At 49.0% G+C, this 20160-nt stretch carries 12 protein-coding genes, 1 tRNA gene and 1 other RNA gene; 10 read left to right on the top strand and 4 right to left on the bottom strand.

Annotated features, from left to right (window positions below; translation table 11 throughout):
• Positions 1 to 317: 317 nt before the first annotated feature.
• On the top strand, positions 318 to 2858 hold the full coding sequence (locus tag GmarT_RS28060) for an ATP-dependent Clp protease ATP-binding subunit (RefSeq protein WP_002645384.1): 2541 nt from the start codon (positions 318 to 320) through the stop codon (positions 2856 to 2858).
• Positions 2859 to 2976: 118 nt separating this feature from the next.
• Positions 2977 to 3669 carry a class I SAM-dependent methyltransferase gene (locus tag GmarT_RS28055; RefSeq protein WP_149303520.1) on the top strand — a complete coding sequence of 231 codons (693 nt, stop codon included), beginning with the start codon at positions 2977 to 2979 and terminating at the stop codon, positions 3667 to 3669.
• A 147-nt stretch (positions 3670 to 3816) separates the two neighbouring features.
• Here GmarT_RS28055 and csrA read toward each other — a convergent pair whose 3' ends face one another.
• Positions 3817 to 4047: a carbon storage regulator CsrA gene (gene csrA, locus GmarT_RS28050; protein ID WP_002645386.1), complete on the bottom strand. Its 231-nt coding sequence runs from the start codon at positions 4045 to 4047 to the stop codon at positions 3817 to 3819.
• A 655-nt stretch (positions 4048 to 4702) separates the two neighbouring features.
• Here csrA and GmarT_RS28045 point away from each other — a divergent pair.
• The 5 genes from GmarT_RS28045 to GmarT_RS28025 all read left to right on the top strand — a co-directional run bounded on the left by GmarT_RS28045 (position 4703) and on the right by GmarT_RS28025 (position 14386).
• Positions 4703 to 6607: a carbon starvation CstA family protein gene (locus GmarT_RS28045; protein ID WP_002645388.1), complete on the top strand. Its 1905-nt coding sequence runs from the start codon at positions 4703 to 4705 to the stop codon at positions 6605 to 6607.
• A 2402-nt stretch (positions 6608 to 9009) separates the two neighbouring features.
• Complete coding sequence (locus tag GmarT_RS28040) at positions 9010 to 12843, top strand: AAA family ATPase (RefSeq protein ID WP_002645394.1); 3834 nt, start codon at positions 9010 to 9012, stop codon at positions 12841 to 12843.
• Positions 12844 to 12912: 69 nt separating this feature from the next.
• The gene (locus tag GmarT_RS28035; protein WP_002645395.1) at positions 12913 to 13170 is read left to right on the top strand and encodes a hypothetical protein; all 258 of its coding nucleotides are present in this window, start codon (positions 12913 to 12915) and stop codon (positions 13168 to 13170) included.
• Positions 13167 to 13841, top strand: coding sequence for a DUF6304 family protein (locus GmarT_RS28030; RefSeq protein WP_002645396.1), 675 nt, complete (start codon positions 13167 to 13169; stop codon positions 13839 to 13841). The genes GmarT_RS28035 and GmarT_RS28030 overlap by 4 nt, the downstream gene beginning before the upstream one ends.
• 29 nt (positions 13842 to 13870) lie before the next feature.
• Positions 13871 to 14386 carry a protein-tyrosine phosphatase family protein gene (locus GmarT_RS28025; protein WP_002645397.1) on the top strand — a complete coding sequence of 172 codons (516 nt, stop codon included), beginning with the start codon at positions 13871 to 13873 and terminating at the stop codon, positions 14384 to 14386.
• Positions 14387 to 15191: 805 nt separating this feature from the next.
• Here GmarT_RS28025 and GmarT_RS28020 read toward each other — a convergent pair.
• Positions 15192 to 16619: a DcaP family trimeric outer membrane transporter gene (locus tag GmarT_RS28020; RefSeq protein ID WP_002645398.1), complete on the bottom strand. Its 1428-nt coding sequence runs from the start codon at positions 16617 to 16619 to the stop codon at positions 15192 to 15194.
• A gap of 264 nt (positions 16620 to 16883) precedes the next feature.
• Between GmarT_RS28020 and GmarT_RS28015 the strand changes: the two genes are divergently transcribed.
• Positions 16884 to 16968 (top strand) — tRNA-Leu (locus GmarT_RS28015).
• Between the two features lie 208 nt (positions 16969 to 17176).
• Here the strand turns inward: GmarT_RS28015 and GmarT_RS28010 are convergent.
• Entirely contained in the window at positions 17177 to 17614 is a 438-nt protein-coding gene (locus GmarT_RS28010) for a hypothetical protein (protein ID WP_002645399.1), read from the bottom strand.
• A 293-nt stretch (positions 17615 to 17907) separates the two neighbouring features.
• Positions 17908 to 18285, bottom strand: an RNA gene (gene rnpB / locus GmarT_RS28005) — RNase P RNA component class A.
• A 173-nt stretch (positions 18286 to 18458) separates the two neighbouring features.
• Between rnpB and GmarT_RS28000 the strand changes: the two genes are divergently transcribed.
• Positions 18459 to 18965 carry an FHA domain-containing protein gene (locus GmarT_RS28000; protein ID WP_002645401.1) on the top strand — a complete coding sequence of 169 codons (507 nt, stop codon included), beginning with the start codon at positions 18459 to 18461 and terminating at the stop codon, positions 18963 to 18965.
• A gap of 34 nt (positions 18966 to 18999) precedes the next feature.
• The gene (rsgA, locus tag GmarT_RS27995; RefSeq protein ID WP_002645402.1) at positions 19000 to 20154 is read left to right on the top strand and encodes a ribosome small subunit-dependent GTPase A; all 1155 of its coding nucleotides are present in this window, start codon (positions 19000 to 19002) and stop codon (positions 20152 to 20154) included.
• Positions 20155 to 20160: the final 6 nt, after the last annotated feature.

Genomic DNA, 20160 nt, shown 5'->3' with positions numbered 1-20160 from the left:
GTGATGTTTCAGTCACTTCCTCAATTGTTCTTGCAGTAGTTTTGGGAAATTCCTCGACGTTTTTTGGTGAGTAACGTATTATTCCTACGAACCTATCTTTTTCAAAGTGCTGTAGCGAATCAATTGAGAATGCCGTAACTGAATGTACACATGCAGTTGCGACGATTTAAAACTTCAGCAGACAATAAACGACAATTCAAATTTCATAAACAGGTTGGGAGAAAGTGATTCCTGAATTGAAACCGCCGGTTTCAGCTCGGATTCACAGTGTTCATCCATAAGAGCCCGGGATGTACGGGCCAGAGGAGAAACAAGTTATGTACGAGCGGTTTACAGATCGAGCTCGAAAAGTGATGCAGCTGGCCAATCAGGAGGCCCAGCGGTTCAATCACGAATATATCGGGACCGAACATATCCTTCTGGGATTAGTCAAAGAGGGTTCAGGTGTCGCAGCCAATGTGCTGAAAAATCTGGACGTGGATTTGAGAAAAATCCGTCTGGAAGTCGAAAAGATTGTGCAGTCCGGGCCGGACATGGTCACGATGGGCAAGCTGCCTCAAACGCCGCGTGCGAAAAAAGTCATCGAATACGCCATGGAAGAAGCACGTAATCTGAACCACAACTATGTGGGAACAGAACATCTGCTGCTGGGTCTGCTCCGTGAGCAGGATGGCGTTGCCGCTCAGGTTCTGATGAATCTGGGTCTGAAACTCGAGGAAGTGCGCGAAGAAGTCCTCAATCTTCTGGGTCATGGCCTGGAAGGTGGCGAAGCTGGCGAACGGACTCCTGGAACCGGCAGTCAGAAAGCCGGTAAAAGTAAAACACCCGCGCTGGATAGTTTTGGTCGCGATCTGACCGAACTCGCCAAGCAGAAAAAACTGGATCCGGTTATCGGCCGCTCCAAAGAAATTGAACGCGTCATTCAGATTCTCTGCCGTCGTCAGAAAAACAATCCGGTTCTCTTAGGGGAAGCCGGCGTTGGTAAAACGGCGATCGTCGAAGGCTTTGCCCAGATGGTCGTCAACGGCGAAGTTCCTGACTTGCTCCGCGATCGTCGCATCGTGGTACTCGACCTGGCGATGATGGTTGCCGGTACGAAATATCGTGGTCAGTTCGAAGAACGAATCAAAGCTGTCATGAATGAAGTGCGTCGTGCCAAAAATACGATTCTGTTCATCGACGAATTACACACCCTCGTCGGGGCTGGCGGTGCGGAAGGTGCAATTGACGCATCCAACGTCTTAAAGCCAGCTCTGAGCCGTGGCGAACTGCAGTGTATCGGTGCAACGACTCTCGACGAGTATCGTAAATATATTGAAAAAGACAGCGCCCTGGAACGACGTTTCCAGAATGTCATGGTGGAACCACCGACCGACTCACAGACAGTCGAAATTCTGCGTGGCCTCCGCGAACGCTACGAAGAGCACCACAAGGTTCAGATCACCGACGATGCTCTGGAAAAAGCGGTCGAACTCTCTTCCCGGTACATTACCGGTCGTTGTCTGCCAGACAAAGCCATCGATGTCATCGACGAAGCAGGGGCTCGTATCCGTCTGAAATCCATGGTGCGTCCTCCCGATCTCAAAGAACTGGAAGAAGAATCAGAACGTCTGAATCAATCCAAAGAAGAAGCGGTTGCCAACCAGGACTTTGAACTGGCTGCCAACCTGCGGGATCAGGCTGATAAACTGAAAAAACGGAAAGAATCGTTGACTCAGGAATGGCGTGAAAAATCCAAAGAAGTCGATGGCGTAGTCGATGCGGAAGTGGTTGCAGAAGTCGTCGCGAAAATTACCGGCGTACCTCTGACCCGTCTCTCCAGCGAAGACACTGTCCGTCTGCTGAATATGGAAGATGAACTGCATCAGCGCGTCATCAGCCAGGACGAAGCCATCAAGCAGGTTTCCAAAGCCGTTCGTCGCAGCCGCAGTGGATTGAAAGATCCCAAGCGTCCGATGGGGGCCTTCCTGTTCTCTGGTCCCACCGGTGTCGGTAAAACATTGCTGGCCAAAACACTGGCCGAGTTTATGTTCGGCGATGAAACTGCTCTGATTCAGATCGACATGAGTGAATACATGGAGAAGCACAACGTCAGTCGTCTGATCGGTGCTCCTCCAGGATACGTTGGCTTTGAAGAAGGTGGTCAGCTGACCGAGAAAATTCGTCGTCGTCCTTATGCCGTCGTGCTGCTGGACGAAATCGAAAAAGCACACCCCGATGTCTTCAACATGTTGCTGCAGATTATGGAAGAAGGCCACCTGACTGACAGCTTCGGTCGCAAGGTCGACTTCAAGAATGTCGTGCTCATCATGACCACCAACGCCGGTGCTCAGGGAATGGCTCACGGGGATGCCTTCGGGTTCCGTAAAGCCGACGATGACACCAGCTATGATGCCATGAAACGAAATCTGATGCACGATCTGCAGAAAGAGTTCAAACCGGAGTTTCTGGGACGTCTCGATGAAGTCGTTGTGTTCCGTAAACTGACCCGCGAAGAACTGAAGCAGATTGTGGATATCGAACTGGGTAAAGTCCGCAGCCGTCTGAAAGAACAGGGAGTGATCCTCGAACTGACCGACGAAACTCGCGAATTTATCATCGACAAAGGTTCCGAAGGTGGCGAACTCGACTACGGGGCACGTCCGCTGCGTCGCTCTGTTGAACGCTACATCGAAGACCCCCTCGCAGAAGAACTGCTGCGGGGTGCCTTTGAAGGTAAGAACAAAGTGCTCGTCAAGGTCACCGAAGTCGCTGACAAGAAACAGCTTGAATTCGATGGTTCTTACGAAGCAGAAACAGAAGAGCTGGCAACTGTTGGCTCAGTAGAAGGTGACGGCGGTTCTTCCGAAGGGGAGTAAACATCGACCGTCATCATACACGATGATCAATCGTAAAGAGTCCTCTCTCTCAATGGGTGAGGACTCTTTTTTTATGATTCGTGTTGAAATCGTTCAGTTTGACTGCAGGGGAGAAACGATGATTCCACGACAATTCGAACCCGAAGTCATGGATACCCGTGAAGAAGCCATTGACTATGACGCCATGGATCATAGTGAAGTGAACCGGCAGTTTGCTGCGTCCGTGCTGCCTGTCATCACTATTCGCCAGCAGCAACAGGCCAGCGCGGGTGATTCGCAGCCGCTTCAAATTCTCGATCTGGGAACCGGAACCGCTCTGATTCCCATCGAGATCTGTCAGCGTGTTTCGCAATTGCAGATCATCGCCACCGATCTCGCCGCCGAAATGCTTAAAGTAGCACAGCAGAATATTCAGCGCGCTGGTTTAGACAAATCGATTCTGCTGGAGCACGCCGATGCCAAACTGCTCCCCTGTAAAGATCAGAGTTTTGATGGCGTGATCTCCAACAGTCTGATCCACCACATTCCCGAACCACAGTCTGTCTTCACTGAAATCAGGCGTGTCATCAAGCCGGGAGGGTTTCTCTTCGTGCGCGATCTGCTTCGACCCGATTCGTTAGCAGAACTGGATCGGCTGGTCTCTCTTTATGCGGCTGATGCGAATCCGCATCAGCGCCAGATGTTCCGCGATTCCCTGCACGCTGCCCTGACACTGGATGAAGTCAAAGCCTTACTTCACCGCTGTCACTGGCCTGCAGCTGCGGTGCAACAGACGTCCGATCGCCACTGGACGATTTCACTCAACCTGTAAAAGCGAATTTCTTTCCCGCAAACTAAAAAACAAAGGGAGGCCGACATCAATATCGACCTCCCTTCGCGACTCATTCAATTACTCTTTAATTGTACTTTCACCAGTCACTGCTATCCCCAACAGTGGAATGTCTCTCAGGCAAAGAAATCATTCGCTGGCATTTTTTGATGGCGACTTTGCTGAAGGTCGGTGCGTTTCCGCTTCTTTCATCGCGTTTTCTCGTTGAATCGCATCGTATACTTCTTGACGGTGCACTGGAATTTCTGTTGGTGCCTGAATTCCTAACCGTACTTTATCACCCCGGATATCGACAATAGTAATGACAATATTGTCACCGATGATGATGCTCTCGTCGCGTTGTCTCGACAATACAAGCATCGTGAATACTCCTTCCGTAGATCTTAGTTCTGGGCCAATGAGGTGATATCTGAAGAGGCGACAAACCTCTTATTGATTTGAATTAAAGTTTGTCACCCGCTGTATATTCATATGGAAATAAAACAAATCAGACCGGCTTCAAGAATTCGATCCCTGACTGTTCCGATTCCTCAGACTGACCAGAGACCGGCTGCGTTTTCAGGCATGATTCTCTCTTACCGGCAATGACCCACATCCCTGCATCATTTAATGAGTTCCTCGTGGGTACTAACTACATCGACGCACTCTCGCAGATTATTCCTGCTAAGATGGGATAAATAACGTCGTTATCAAAAGATGGGTGCCGCTTTGCCGGTTCTGCAAGACTTGCCGGTTATGCCGAATTTGCCGGCAACCTGTTCGCAGGCATGTGTGTAAATGTATATTGTAAGGCGCGCTGCAGTTGCCAACTCGACTGACTGATTTGCGATTCCAGAGGCAGATCGATAATCTGTAGTAAGCGCTCTGATTTAAGACTCCCTGCTGCCAGGCAGTCCACCTTCAGTGCAAAATCAGACACGAAATTCACGTCCGCATCGACTTCAAGCCGGTTCGGCGCTCTGAAACAGTCTATCAGTACAGCTGATTTTTCGAGAAATGCTGGAGTAAAACACGAATGGCCACATTGCTGATCGCCGCGGGAGCTTTTGTAGGTTACATCATTGCCTACCACACTTATGGAAAGTGGCTGTCCCAGAAAATCTTTAACGTCGATGGAGACGCGGAAGTTCCCAGCAAACAGTTGCGGGACGATATCGATTTTGTCCCCACCAAAAAAGAAGTCATCTTCGGTCATCATTTTACCAGTATCGCCGGTACCGGCCCCATCGTCGGCCCTGCGATCGCTGTCTTCTGGGGCTGGCTGCCCGCACTCGTCTGGGTTCTGGTCGGTTCGATCTTCATTGGCGCCGTTCACGATTTCGGTGCCCTGGTCGTCTCGTTGCGGAATCGCGGACAGACCGTTGGTGAAGTCGCCGGTCGACTCATTGCACCTCGCACACGCATCCTGTTTCTGCTGATTCTGCTGCTGGCTTTGACAGTTGTCCTGGCGATTTTCGGACTGGTCATCGCCATCATATTTTCCATTTATCCGGAAACCGTGATCCCCGTCTGGATCACCATGCCCATCGCCATTGTCATCGGCCTGATGGTTTATAAACAGAATGCAAGTCTGCTCGTCCCCTCGCTGGTCGCGTTGGCGATTGTCTATGCCTCGGTTTATCTGGGAGCCTACTACTGGCCCGTGGATCTCTCGGCCATATTTCCTGATCTTAAACTCATGGGACCATTCCCCAATGCCGTCATTCTCTGGACCTTCGTGCTGCTCGCCTATTGTGCGATCGCCTCGGTACTCCCGGTCTGGCTGCTGCTGCAACCCCGAGACTTTATTAACAGTCACCAGCTGGTCCTCGCTCTGGGACTGCTGCTCATCGGAGCCATCGTTGCCGGCGCCACTGGCCAGGCAGATCTGGTCGGCAGTGCCCCCGCCATCGCAGAAAACATTCCTGCGGACGCCCCCCCGATCTGGCCGTTCCTGTTCATCACCATTGCCTGCGGCGCCTGTAGTGGCTTCCACTGTCTCGTCAGCAGTGGTACCAGCAGCAAACAGGTCGAATCCGAACTCGATGCCCAGTACGTCGGCTACGGTGCCATGCTCCTCGAAGGAGGCCTGGCGGTCATCGTGATTCTCGCCTGTTGTGCCGGCGTCGGTATGGGAGATTTCTCCCGCATTGGTGAAGGAGCCGCCTACAACTATGAACCCACGATTGATGCAGCCACGGGAACTCAACTCACCGGTGTCGCTGCCTGGGAAACCCGCTATAACGCGAAAGACGAAAATGGCTGGGCTGCGTTTGCATTGAAAGACAAAATCGGCGCTTTCATTCTGGGCGGTGCGAACTTCCTGGGAGCGATTGGCATTCCGATGAAACTGGGCATCAGCATCATCGCCGTCCTCGTCGCCAGTTTTGCTGCTACCACGCTCGATACCGCGACACGACTGCAGCGTTACGTCATCCAGGAACTGGCGGCTACCATTCATATCAAACCGCTCACTAACAAATATGCCGCCACCGGTCTGGCTGTTTTCCTCGGAGGCATGGTCGCCATGTTGCCGAAAAGTGCTGCCGCTGGTCCCGGGAGTGGCGGCCTGATTCTCTGGCCTCTCTTCGGTGCCACCAACCAGCTGCTGGCCGGACTCGCATTTATGGTCATCGTCTTTTATCTCCGTCGTCGTAATAAACCCATCATCTTTGCCCTGGTTCCTATGATCGTCATGCTCATCATGCCTGCCTGGGCCATGCTCTGGAATATGTTCAACAGCAAATCGGGCTGGGCCTACAGTGCCGATGATTGGCATCTGTTCCTGTTCGGTCTGGTTGTGATTGCACTCCAGATCTGGATGATGGTCGAAGGTCTGCTCGTCTGGTCGAAATCCAAAGGGCATCTCGAACAGCAGCTCCCCGAATTGCCCCGCACGCGACCTGCGGTCGCTGCTGCATCGACAGGCGGTTCGAATTAATTTTGCTTGTGTCAATTCCCAAAGCCCGGCTGATTTCGTAACAGCAGCCGGGCTTTGATTTTGCGCGACTGAAAAAAATGAACTTGACCCCGTCGCGCCAACAGCGATAAGCGTTGTTTTGGGTCGCGCGCGTGTCGAGTTTACAGTGCACTGGAACACGGGCCACTTGTTCGCAGTCATCACTATAAAACAGCCGGTTTTTTCCAGATAAGCAGTTCGCAGAACAGCACCTGTTCGTGATGTATGCCTGCGGGTCGCCGCACTTCGCAGCCTTTCATCCCGGAACCGCCACTGCTCACACCAGCATCGGTCCAGTATCAACAAACATCGCCACCCGATTCTGATCAGCCCCTCTTGACGCCCCCGCGCCTCTATAGAAAATAATCCACCATGCAACGGTATCACAGTCACCAGCCACTCCAGATAGAAAAGCAGATTGAACATCAAAACAACGTACATTACTCAACGCCCTCTCATGCAGGTGGCACAGTTCGCTTGCCTGACGGTGCCCGAAAAACCTGTTCCCGCTCCTGAAGCAGGGGTAAGCCCGAAACGTAATTCGGGCCGAGCGGAGCGAGCAGGAAGTCGCAGCTACCACGTACAATCCAGAACCGGGATTCCTATATCCATTCGGTACGGCCGGACAAGCCGGGCTGTGACACGGAAACCTCAAAATTAATTGCAATGTGTCTTACAAAACCAGACATGCGTGTGGCACAGTTGGCTTGCCCCGACAGTGATTACGTAAACAGCATCACTACCTGGTTCACATCAAATTATAAAGATCGTCTCCCATACCCCACAGATGAAAATCCCGAACCACTGAATGCTAAAAAAAATGAATAGAAAGGTGCCTGTGCCATTCGCCGTAGGCTGGTTCCCAATTAGCCATTAAGCGTTAGCTCCGGTTGTCTCCCGATCTGCAGAAACCGCGGCTAACGCTGAACGGCTCATGCAAAAGAAAGGGTGACCCCGGATGCAATCCGGGGTTGTCGCAGACAACAGGAAACTGTCAGGGCAACCGCAGATTAAAATTTCAAGTCACCAACCTGTCATGCAACAGGGGCGGTACACACCAGTTTCACACCGCAATGGAAACCGGTGAAACGTTCGAACTGGAAATTTCTACCACCAAAAACACGAAATGACACGAAAGCAAGACAGTGGGTAAGCCCGGATGCAATCCGGGCCGAGCGGAGCGAGCAGGAGGTCGCAGCTGCCGCGTACCATTACAGAGTCGGGTTTCCCATACTATCTCGGCACGGCCGGATGAGCCGGTCCGTGGCACATGGTAACCTGCATAGAAAATTCAATGTGCCCACCAGATCAGACGCCCGTGTGCCACCGCTCGGCTTGACCGACGGTGCTGATGCAACATCAGAGAAAGACACCCCATCACTCGAAAAGGAGTTCGGGTGCCCCCGGATGCAATCCGGGGTTGTCGCAGACAACAGAAAACTGTCAGGGCAACCGCAGATTAAAATTTCAAGTCACCAACCTGTCATGCAACAGGGGCGGTACACACCAGTTTCACCCCGCAATGGAAACCGGTGAAACGTTCGAACTGGAAATTTCTACCACGAAAAACACGAAATGACACGAAAGCAAGACAGTGGGTGAGCCCGGATGCAATCCGGGCCGAGCGCAGCGAGCAGGAGGTCGCAGCTGCTGCGTACCATTACAGAGTCGGGTTTCCCATACTATCTCGGCACGGCCGGATGAGCCGGTCCGTGGCACATGGTAACCTGCATAGAAAATTCAATGTGCCCTGATAGATCAGACGCTCGTGTGCCACCGCTCGGCTTGACCGACGGTGCTGATGCAACACCAGAGAAAGACTCCCCATCACTCAAAAAGTAGATCGGGTAGCCCCGGATGTAATCCGGGGTTGTCGCAGACAACAGGAAACTGTCAGAACAATCGCACAACCAGATTTCATGTAACCGACCTGCCCAGCCGTAAGGGCCACACCCAACCTGTCTGCCCGCCTGGCGAGGTACAAACCAGTTTCACCACACAATGGGAACCGATGAAACGTTCGAATTGAATTTTCTACCACGAAAAGGCACGAAACCACACGAAAGAAAAAATGGGTGGGCCCGAATATAATTCGGGCCGAGCGCAGCGAGCAGGAGGTCGCAGCTTTCACAGACAATTGTGAAGAGAGGTTCCAATTTTCTTCAGTCGAAATACTCGGAAATTTCCACTCACCCTGCATACAGATTTCAAAGGTCGCATACACATTAACAATTCTTGTGAGAACCCAAACAGGCATTGAGGTAAATAAAGACTGCAATAATAGAATGATTATGATGAACATATTTTGATTTCTCTTTTACATTCGGTAGACTAACGTGTTCACAAGGGGCCGTTTGTTTATCTGTATGTGAGAAGTCCAGCTTATGTCATTAAATCTTCAGAGCCAGAATGTAATCAATAAGCTGTTAGATGGAAGTAACATCACTTCAGGAAAGGTTTCGTTAGGTCCTCTCTCCCCCTCTGAAAAGTTAATACTGCGAATCATAATAGAAGATAAAGATGCTATTTCAAATAAGACTGGGGAATCTTTAGCTTCTGATGTTCGCAGCAGTTATCTGATTGCAAAAGAAGCGGTCGAAAAGAGTGATGAAAATAGGATAAAAGATGAATTGCAGCCACTGGCTGAAGTTGACTTAGAAATTCCTGCAAAGCGGTCGTATTTATTAGCAGATCTTACATGCAAATCTTTCAGAGGAATCGCTCCTGCTGGTGAAAAAGTCCACTTTTCTTTTGATACCAAGTCAAATCTTATTTATGGTCCCAATGGAAGTGGTAAAACAAGCTTGCTTGGAGCCGTTATTTGGGTTTTAACTGGATCAGCTATAAGCGATGCTAATGACACGAGTGAAACAGCTCCAGTTCATGCAATTTCTAACTCGGGTAGTAAAGGCAGTAAAATCACTGACTGGCCAGTTGTTGCGACTCTCCCCGAAGGGAACATAACAAAAACCACGGAGCAAGAGTGTTTTGCTCAGGTCAAGTTAATATCTCAAGATAGACAGCATGAATTACATTTACGCCGATCAATTTCGAATGGTCTCGAACATAGCTCAGACGAAACAGACTGGAAAAACTGCTCTAACCTAGAACAGTTTGGAATTCATTCTCTTGATTTACAATTGTCGTTATTAGCTCCAACTGTATTCGGTCGTTTTTCTGTCGAAGATGCACCAGATACAAAAAGCTTACTCAGTCTCATGCTTGGATATGATGACCTAATAATTTTAGGTGACTTAGCAAGTAAGATTGCCAGAAACCGTACATCATTGGTAACTAAAGAAACAAATAGTATTGACAAAGAATGGAGTGAGTTAACGGAAAAACTACAAGCGATTTCAGAAAAACCCCTCGTATCAGAGAATATATTAGAAATCATCAAACCTTTAAGGATCAAATCAGAAGCTACTTTAGATCAGATTGACACTGTGGGAAAGCAGTTATCTAATCTCGTAAAGGATTCACAAAGCTATTTAGCTAACCTGCTTGGGCTGTCCCATGAAGAAGAATCAGAAAATAAAATTGATTATGCTGAGATTCTCACAGGAGCTATTAACTTATTGGAACAGAATGTGTGGACCATTTTTCCTGGTTTAGGCGCACTTAGGATCGATGAATTATTTCCCTCTTCAGATGATTGCTCCAGTCTTGAGAGTTTTCAAGCCATCTGCAAGCAATTCAATGAATTCCTCCATCCAGTTATAGAGAGAATTATAAACAGATGGAAATGGTGGCAATCTGAAGTACGACCTGCAAGTAATGCAACTCTGTTATTAATTGCAGCAGGCTACTATGACCCAAATTCAGAAATTTGTCCTGTTTGTGAGCAGTCTATCAGTTCTTCCCCAGTGAAAGATGAATTGGAAAGGCTTAAATCACACGATGCGGAACTCAAAAAAGAAATTAAGAGTTTTTTTAGAGAACTATGCGATGAGCTAGACGCAATCATTCCGACATCGGTAAGCAACCTTGCCAAAAGTTCTCCAGTAGAGCGGTTAAATAATGATTGGCAAAAACTCGCCGAGAGTAGTTTGCCTAGTGCTTTTTCTCCACTAGTACAAAAATTTAATCCACATATTGAAGGGATGGCAAGTCAACTTCAAATTGAGAAAAACGAACCAATACAAATATTACCCGATGGAGTTGAACCTGAGTTTGCTGAATACGCATCTGCTTTTATTCAAAAGATTGAAGATATAAGAACATCAATCGCATATTTAGATTGGAGTTCAATAAATCTTGAGGGAACGAAAACCAGTATCCAATCTTTAATCACCTCTAGTTCAGAAGAACATACAGAGTCTCTACTAAATAATATTTCGGTTGGGAAAAAAACTGCTAGAGAAATAAAGCCTCTTAAAGATATTCTCAACATACTTCGATGTGCATATAAAAAACGCGTTGAAATCTCAGAAAAAGAAAATGCATTAAAACTTTTAGAGGAATTAAAATCCCCTCTTGACACTTTGAAAAATATAAAAAAATTCGCAGAAAACGAGGTTGAGATTACTTTTGGTGAAATTCAGTCTAAAACCATTGATATTTGGAAAATCATGTACCCCGAATCATCTAGCGGCCTCACTCCTGCCAAGCTCACAGTTGGAAAAGGTCATGCTAAAAGTGTAACGGCATTCCTAACGAAGAATGAAGCTTATGAAGTTCCAGGACAGTTTTTCGGAAATGCAGGGCTTCAACGCTCTGTTGCATTGGCGTTTTATTTTGCACTCTTAGACAATCATCCTAAAGGAATCGGTTTTTCGATCATGGATGATCCTATTCTTTCACTTGATGATAGTCACCGAGAGAGGTGGTCCAGAGATATTCTGAAACCCAAAATGAAACTCTTTCAATTCATAATTGCCACTCACCAAAAACACTATCTAAATAGCTGTAGATCTGATTTTGTTGATGGCAATGTCTATCAATTAAATGATAGATCTTGGCCTCGCCAAATAAGTAGGCGTCCGGGTGAAAGGCTAAAACGGGCAATCGAAGAAATGGAAAATTCTCCTGATAATGTCCCAAACCAGCTACGAATGTATTGTGAAGAATTATTAAGGACAATCGAAACATATGCACCAAATTCATTTTATAGACAAAATAGCTTTTCAAATTCAGTAGATTCGTACAAATCCATTTCTAATAGCGGCCATCTCGCCAGCAAATGGAATAAATCCATTATACAAAGGCTACAAGACACCAGAGTTACCAACGTATTAAACCCTGGATCGCATCATGAAACGCAGCCCAATGTCACAAACGAAATGATAAGAGATTGTCTTGATCAATTGATTGAATGCGACAAAGAATTTAAAGAAGAACTGAAGAGACTTGAAAAAGAATATGAACATCGTCGCAAAAAAGCTGTTATTAACACTTCCTTGAGTAATTTTGCTGGCTTACCAGAAACGTCTTTTTGGAGCCAGCCTATAAGAATAAAATGTTATGGGCAAGCTGCTGCTAAAGGAGAACACTGGGAAGTAGATTTCAGCGAGAATCCCATTGATATGTTTATTCCAATTGGATCTGCAGTACTCGTGTCCTCAAATTCTTTAGATCCAGTCGCTCGTCTTGGCCAGTGGGTTTTATTAGCTGAAGAAGACATATCTTGTGATGATGGTGATCTAGTGGCAGCAACTACTACAACTGGCGACAGATTGCTCAGAAGGATTTGGTCTAATGGTGATATCTGGTCCCTTCAGTCAATAAATTCAGTTGATCCCACAGTTAATATCCAAGAGTTAAAAACTGAATCCACTCCACGAAAAATAATTGGGGTACTTTATGAACCAAATACTAAGCCGAAATCACCACAAAATGACCGGTTAAGTGAATGGCAGCCTCATGGAATCTTCAAAGGTGATTGGTTTAAAAAACTTGCAAGTGTATCCGTATCTGGAAATAGCCTTGATCCAATTGCCCGTGCAGGTCAAAAAGTATTAATCGAAAAAGACCATGTGGCAAGTTTTAGTGAGATACGAAATGGTGACCTAGCTGTTATTGATACATCCGTGAATGGTGTCGGTCGTGTGATTAAAAGGGTCTTTCATCAGGCATCTCAATGTATCCTGATTAGCCCCAACCCTATCGATCCGCATCCTCCACTTATCTTAAATAAATATGAGCTATTCGAGGCAAAATTCTGGCCCGTTTGCGGTGTGCTGTTTGAATCTAATGATGAATTGGTTAGCTTGAGTTAATTAAAAGGGATTTTAGAATTAATAGAACTTTATAAGATTATCTTCCCCTAAGACTCAGTCCCAACAAGCATGGCCGATCTTAAAAGCAAACGTCTGATCTATCTCAAGGGCTTTCTGTTTCTGGTGATCCTGCTGTTTGCTGCAGGGCTGATCATTGCCCAGACGCGTTCGTGGCAGATCACATTGTTACTGCTGCTCGTGATCTGGTCCGCCGCCCGCCTGTATTACTTTATGTTTTACGTCATCGAAAAATATGTCGACCCCGAATATAAATTCGCCGGCATTACTTCCTTTCTGCAGTACCTGTTGAGAAAGAAACAGAAGTGAATCAACCGACGGGAAAACCGACACTGGAACCGCGCCCTTTTCATTACACCGACCGCACAGGCACCATCGTCGGCACCATGACCAACGATGGTTCAGACATCCGTGTTGATCTGGATGGCTGGGAATTTGTGGGAAAAATGTTCGACGACATGGAACCGGTGCAATCAGTTGGCCTGCCGGATCGTTTTCTAATTCATCAGGACAGTCTGGTTGACTGTGATTTTGAGTTCATAATTCCTGTATTAGTCAATGATCGAAATCAACTGATCAAAGTTGATCTTTCAGTTCATTTTGAATTGGGTAAGCCAAACGACCGTGGGGGAATTGATAAAGAGGGATTTCAGATTGCTCTGGAATACAAAGCTATTAAATATGTCTCTTCCGGAAGGTTGGAGGATATGGAAGATAAATTGCTGAAGATCCAGAAGCAATTGCCGGATGGACTCTTTATCCAGGCTTGTATCAACTGTCTTTATTCCGACTATAGCCCCTACGGAAATGGTGTGTTTGGTTGTATGATGTGCTTCCGGAATCTGAAACAGGAATATCTGCAGGTGAAGTCGAAAGAGGAGTTCTTTCACATTCACGATCATTTCGAACGTCAGGTACAGGAAACCTGGTTGTGCGACGAATTTGAACGTCGGGTTCCGGGTACGGGATATCGTGGTTAGTGATTTTGATTAATGAGACAGGCAAGCTAATGTTCCAACCATCCATCTACCCCATCCAGACGATCGGCGCCGGCTCGCTGTCGGTGATGGCCAGGCCGGTTCCCGGGGAATGGATTGAAGACGAATTCGCCGGGATCGCGCGGCTGGGAATTTCACATATTGTCTCGTTACTGGAACACGAGGAAAGCATCGAAGTCGGCCTGGAAGAGGAACCTCAACTCGCAGTACAGCACGGCATGTTGTTTACATCGTATCCCATCGCAGACCGTTGTCTGCCTGCGTCCATCGAAGAGTTTGCGGACTTCACCCGGACCCTGTATCAGGGTATTCTGACAGGAAGTCATACTGTCGTACATTGCCGCGCGGGCATCGGGCGGGCCGGGATGACGGCGGCGGGCATATTGCTGCAGCACGGCCTGACGACATCAGAGGCATTCGAGTTAATCTCAAAACAGCGACGCGTCACGGTGCCGGATACTCCCGAGCAGTATAATTGGGTCATGAAGCATGAAAAACAGCTGACAGGGAAAGAGCAGCAGTCCTGAAAGTTTGCTTTGTTGCTGATCGTCTGAACCAGGCCTTTGCCCGCATGCAAAAACGGGGGCTCATTACATGGGAGAACGCCGGCAATACACAAACTGACGAACATGAGACCTTCCAGGTCTAACTCTGGAAGAACATCCCCATCCGTAAACGGTGATTGGCTACTGTTTCTTATATCATCATGGTCTGGCAACGACGCTATAGTGAAATGTGATGCGCTCTGGAACGCGGCAGCTGGGACCTCTTGCTCGCTGCGCTCGGCGCGGATTGCATCCGTGCTCACCCGCTGTTTTGTTTTCGTGTCATTTCGTGTTTTTCGTGGTAGAAAATTCCGTTCGAGCGTTTCATCGGTTTGCATTGCCGGGTGAAACTGGTGTGTACCGCCCCTGTTGCATGACAGGTGGGTGACCTGAAACTTCATTGTACAATTTCACTGACAGTTTCCTGTTGTCTGCGACAACCCCGGATTGTATCCGGGGCTACCCGCTCTACTTTTTGAGTGAAGGGGAGTCTTTCTCTGGTGTTGCATCAGCACCGTCGGTCAAGCCGAGCGGTGGCACACGGGCGTCTGATCTATCAGGGCACATTGAAATTTCTATGCAGGTTACCGTGTGCCACGGACCGGCTCGCCCGGCCGTGCCGAGCTCGTATGGGAAACCCGATTCTGTATTAGGCTGTGTCCCGTTTTACTGTAGTGTCTCGAGTGCCATTTGGACCGAGTATAATAGATTGAGAGACGCTATGGTTAAATGCGATGTACTCTGGCTGTAAGACGCGTGAGGTATGACAGTCAACGCGGTGCAAGCGTCAAGGCAGGTCGAAGATGAAAGATGCCTGGAGCCGATGTGCGTCTCCCATGGCACCGTTGACGTTCGTTCGCGTCCCATACAGATATTCCACACCGACCTTAACACGTTCCAGCGGGCTCCAGATTAAATTGGCAGACAGATAGGTCGTCTGGTCAACGTCGTTGGGGTTTTGAAATGCGGTGGTACCGAGATCGTTTTGTGCATACGTAAAGTTGGAACTGAGCGATTCATTCCAGTTATGAGTCGCACCGATCATCCAGCCAAACATAGGCAGTAATCCGCCCTGGTCGACTGCGGTCGGCGCCGCATCCGGAAGATCACGATAGCTGCCGATTCCTTCGCCAAACAGGATTTGTGAATAAACCTTGGTCGTCTCAGTGACGAGGTAAACTCCGGTGAAGTTCAGCCCCCAGGCAGATCTCGTAATCACGGGCTGTCCCGTTGGCTGAAAGCCGACAACACGAAACAGGCTGGCGACTTGAATTTGAGCTCGTTCCCGGTCCAGCCGTAAGTGTCCTACGAAGTCAGGTGACGGGCTCCGCGATTCGCCCGTAATGCCAGTAGGAGTATCGATGATAAATCGTGTATCCTCAACAGCGAGCGCCAGCTTCAGGTCCTCGTGAAAGATCATTTGCGTCCAGCGGGCTTGCGCCTGTCGTCGATTGACGTTCGATACCGACCCTTCAAAATCGAGTGTGGCGGGCGCCGCAGCAACGTCAGTGAATGTCGTCCAGGTGCGTCCGACCAGCAGGGATCCGACTTCACCGAAGGCTTGTCGGAGCCGAAACTGGTCATCCTCGCTGAAGAAGTCGCCTTCCACATAAATTCGGATCACTCTGTCATCTGATAACCAGCGCGTGTCAAAACTCAGCCGCGATTGACGGGCGTGAAACCGTGAATTGGTACGCGGCGGAGCGTCGACGGGTATGCTGGTGGTCACAAAAGAATCCGTCGAGTCAATCGGATTAAAATCATAAATGAAATCGGCTTTCACAAAACCACCAATCTTCATGGCAACATTCGGGCCGAATACGATCAGTCCGCCTGCAAATGGCGGGGCCGAGTAGAGGTTCAGCCCGATATCAAATTGGCTCGAATCGGTAGAAAACGGGCTGGCGAAACGCGCTTCTTCACTGCTCGACAGGTCTGTGTATTCCGGTAGTGGCTGAACGATGGGATCGAGTGACGCCGTACCAGGTTCGGGAGGGACAAATGGGCCCGTAGCCTCATCAATGGTGGCGTAGCGCGTATCTGATGCTGTTTCTGGTTGAGAATCGCCAAAGTAAGTCTGTGTTTCCTGGGGATCACTCACTCTGATACGCGCAGCGGTGGCCGCATTGGCCAGGGGCAAGTGGTCTTGCGTCCATCCCAGGGTGGGTGCCAACATGAAGATCAGGAACGTAAAAAGTCCTGGATTCGACTGCATGGAATTATTCGGCGACAAGGATTCAGATGAGATAAGAGAGGGATGCGAAGTCTAACAGACTCTGTTGATGCGAAAAACCTCAGTTTACAGGGATTATTCGGGTTAAGATCCCTCAACCACGATATGAGAAATTTCGCGTATCTATGACTGGAAAAAAGGGAGGAAAGTCTTTACTATACCTGCTTCCCTGTGGCAGGCTCTGATTTCGATGCAATAAAATCGACGTAAAAGCTTGTTTTAAAAAGGGATACGAAAAACAACCAGGCCCAAGTGGCGGAATTGGCAGACGCGCTAGATTCAGGTTCTAGTATCTGTAATGGATGTGGAGGTTCGAATCCTCTCTTGGGCATTGAATAAAAAAGACTCCGAGCAAATCAGCTCGGAGTCTTTTTTTATGCGCTATCAGATTCAGAGAGCTACTTGATCGTACGCCTGGAAAACAGAAACGGACCCGCAACCAGATTGGCGCGGGTCCGTTTTGCATGCATGATTTATTAAAAACCCCTGGCCGGGCAGAACCCGACCAGAGAGGGATGGTTTACCTTTTTCATTTCGACCTAGCGATTGTGACGCCAGTTGTTTTTATAGTCGTAACGATCGTGGTCATGTCGGTCGTGGCGATCATTGTCAAAACGATCGTGACGATCATTGTTGTACTTGTAGTTGGTTTTGTAGTTACTGTACTTGTTGTTGTAGTAAGACGAGGTGTAATTCGACACAGGACGGTATGTGTTGAACAGCCCGGTGTAAGTACTGTTGTAACGATTCACAGCAGGATTGTAGGGAGTGAACAACGGCCGGCTATTCAGGTAGCTGCTGTTGTAGCTTGAATAGGAGTTGTTATTCCAGTTTCGGCTGGCTGTGGAATTGTAACGTGTGTCATATTTTGAGTTGTAGTAGCTGCTGGTGCCGCAGAACGGAGTGGCAGCAAATGAAGTGCTGCTGATCAAAGTAACGGCTGCCATAGCTGCGATTGCGAGTGTGAAGTTTTTCATCATTATCTCCTTTAATGGTTTCGAATTTTTTAAAGTGGCTTTTTTGTTTTCAAGTGATTCACTTGTTGTTGATGAAAGAGTACTATTGCAGCTACCGTGCCATAAAAATGCGGAAAGGCCCTAAGTCTATATCCAGTATAGACATAAAAAATATCATTGTGTCGTGGTAATGATCTGGCGTGTTGTCAAAAGTGCAATATTGTAGAATTTATTACAATCAATATGACTACATGTGGTCGACGGGCGTGTTGTCGAAGTGATGTTGCGGGTGAGCGTTGCAGGGAAAATCAATAAGCGGGAGCAAGCCTGTAAGCCGGGTTATGTCGAGAGTGGCCATTTATCTGGGACCGCAGTTGCCTGCAGCCTCGCGCGACCGACCCGGAAGTCGTAACGGATCGGGCCGATCCGTGTTCTGGCGAACCAGAACTGCTCCCTGCTTGGTCTTGCACCCGGTGGGGTTTACCTAGCCAGACCGGTCACCCGGTCTGCTGGTGCGCTCTTACCGCACCGTTTCACCCTTACCTGGCCAGCGAACTGGCCCGGCGGTTTACTTTCTGTTGCACTTTCCCTGTCCTCGCGGACGGTGGGCGTTACCCACCACCGTGCCCTGTGGAGCCCGGACTTTCCTCCACGGATTCCGAAGAATCCGCAGCGACCACTCAGCCGACTCCCGCTATTGAATCTTCCAGTATAGAGCAAGTTGTCCCCCTGAACTATCCCCAAAATCTGACTTTTCTGAAGAGAAAGACTTTATAATGTGTGACCAGCAGTATAGATTAAAGTCATGCGGGCAATTCATGATCTTTTGGTAAACAATACATTATAGAGGCACCAGGAAGTCAGAATGTTAGGTGAACTGAACCCGTGTGGAGGCGGCGACCCGATTCCGCTGCTGTCTGAAGTGTTATTGATTGGCCGCCGCAGTAAATGCGATATCACGCTGCAGTTTCCCAATATCTCATCGCATCACTGCCAGCTGGAATTCCTTAATGGCTACTGGCGCGTCCGTGATATGAACAGTCGCAACGGGATCAAAGTGAACGGCGACCGCTGTGATATGAAGTGGCTGCTGCCAGGAGATAAGCTCTCGATTGCCAAACACGATTATGAAATCAACTATACACCCCAGTCCGATGAACCGCCGCCGGAAGAAGAGAACCCGTTCGAAATGAGCCTGATGGAAAAAGCGGGACTTGTCAAACGGGAAAAACGTCCGGAACGCCCGCTGGCACCATCGGCAAAGAAGCCTGCCAAGATCGAGCTTCCGGAAGACGAATCTCAGATGACCGATGATGAACTCGGTTTGAAGTTTCTCATTGATGGGGATGATGAGCAGGACGATTCCGCATGAATTATGATCAGCAGGCGATGGAACCAGAACTGTAGTGGCTAAGAAAAAAGGGAAAAAAATCCGGGTTGCGTTCAAAAAGAACCGGCAGAAAAAGGTTCGGAAGAATAAACTCGCCAGCCACCAGATGGACGAGCAGGTCGATTCACAGTACAGGGATACCAGCGAGCGACTGACGGGTAAAGGAGATCTCACCCGCCATCGCACCGTCATGGGGGTCGAGCATGAGACCGAAGATGGCACCGAGATCGTCATCGACATTGATGAGCAGAACTGCATTCCAGGCCGGGTGATTCGTTCGCAGGGCTTGAACTCGGTCGTACAGGTGGAAGATGGCAGCCGCTACGAATGTACCATCCGGCGGCTCGTCAGAACCATGTCCCGCGATGACCGTAATGCTGTCGTCGCGGGCGATCATGTGCTGATTCGCCCTGAAGGGGATGAGCACCAGGCAGTGATTGAACGCGTCGAACCCCGCCGCTCCTACCTTTCGCGAGGCAGTAAACGCCGTGAACACATCCTCGTCAGCAACATCGACCAGGCGGTAATTGTGGTCTCAGCCGACGATCCACCGCTCAAGCCCTCGCTGATCGACCGCTTCCTGATCAGTTCGGAAAAAGGTAACATTCACTCCATCATCTGTATTAACAAAATTGATCTGGTTGACCCGGTCGCCTTTCAGCCTTTGATCGGCGTGTATGCACAGATGGGATATGATATCGTGTTGACCAGCGTCGTGGATGGAACCGGCATTCCGCGACTGCGGTCCCTGCTCAAAGGCAAACAGAGTGTCTTTTCCGGGCAGAGTGGCGTGGGAAAGTCATCGCTGCTGAATCAGGTCGACGAACGGCTTTCGCTGGAGACGGCGGAGATCAGCCAGGAAAACCGCAAGGGGCGGCACACAACCCGTTCTGCATTGCTGCTCGAAATCGCCTCCGGTGGCTGGGTGGTCGACACTCCGGGAATTCGTCAGCTGGAGCTGTGGGATGTGATCCCTGAGGAAGTCGAAGGCTTTTTCCGCGACTTCATCCCGTTTGTGACCCAGTGCCGTTTTCCGGATTGCTCGCACACGCATGAAGCCGATTGCGGCGTGAAACGCGCCGTCGCCCATGATTTTATTTCCCGTCAGCGTTACCAGAGCTATTTGAAAATCATCGCCGGCGATGAACCGCGGCCCGTGTATCATCAGTAAGCTGCT

The sequence above is a fragment of the Gimesia maris genome, from assembly GCF_008298035.1.
Classification (GTDB): Bacteria; Planctomycetota; Planctomycetia; order Planctomycetales; family Planctomycetaceae; genus Gimesia; species Gimesia maris.
Note: the sequence above shows the minus strand (reverse complement) of the source record. Positions and strands in the feature narration are given on the sequence as shown.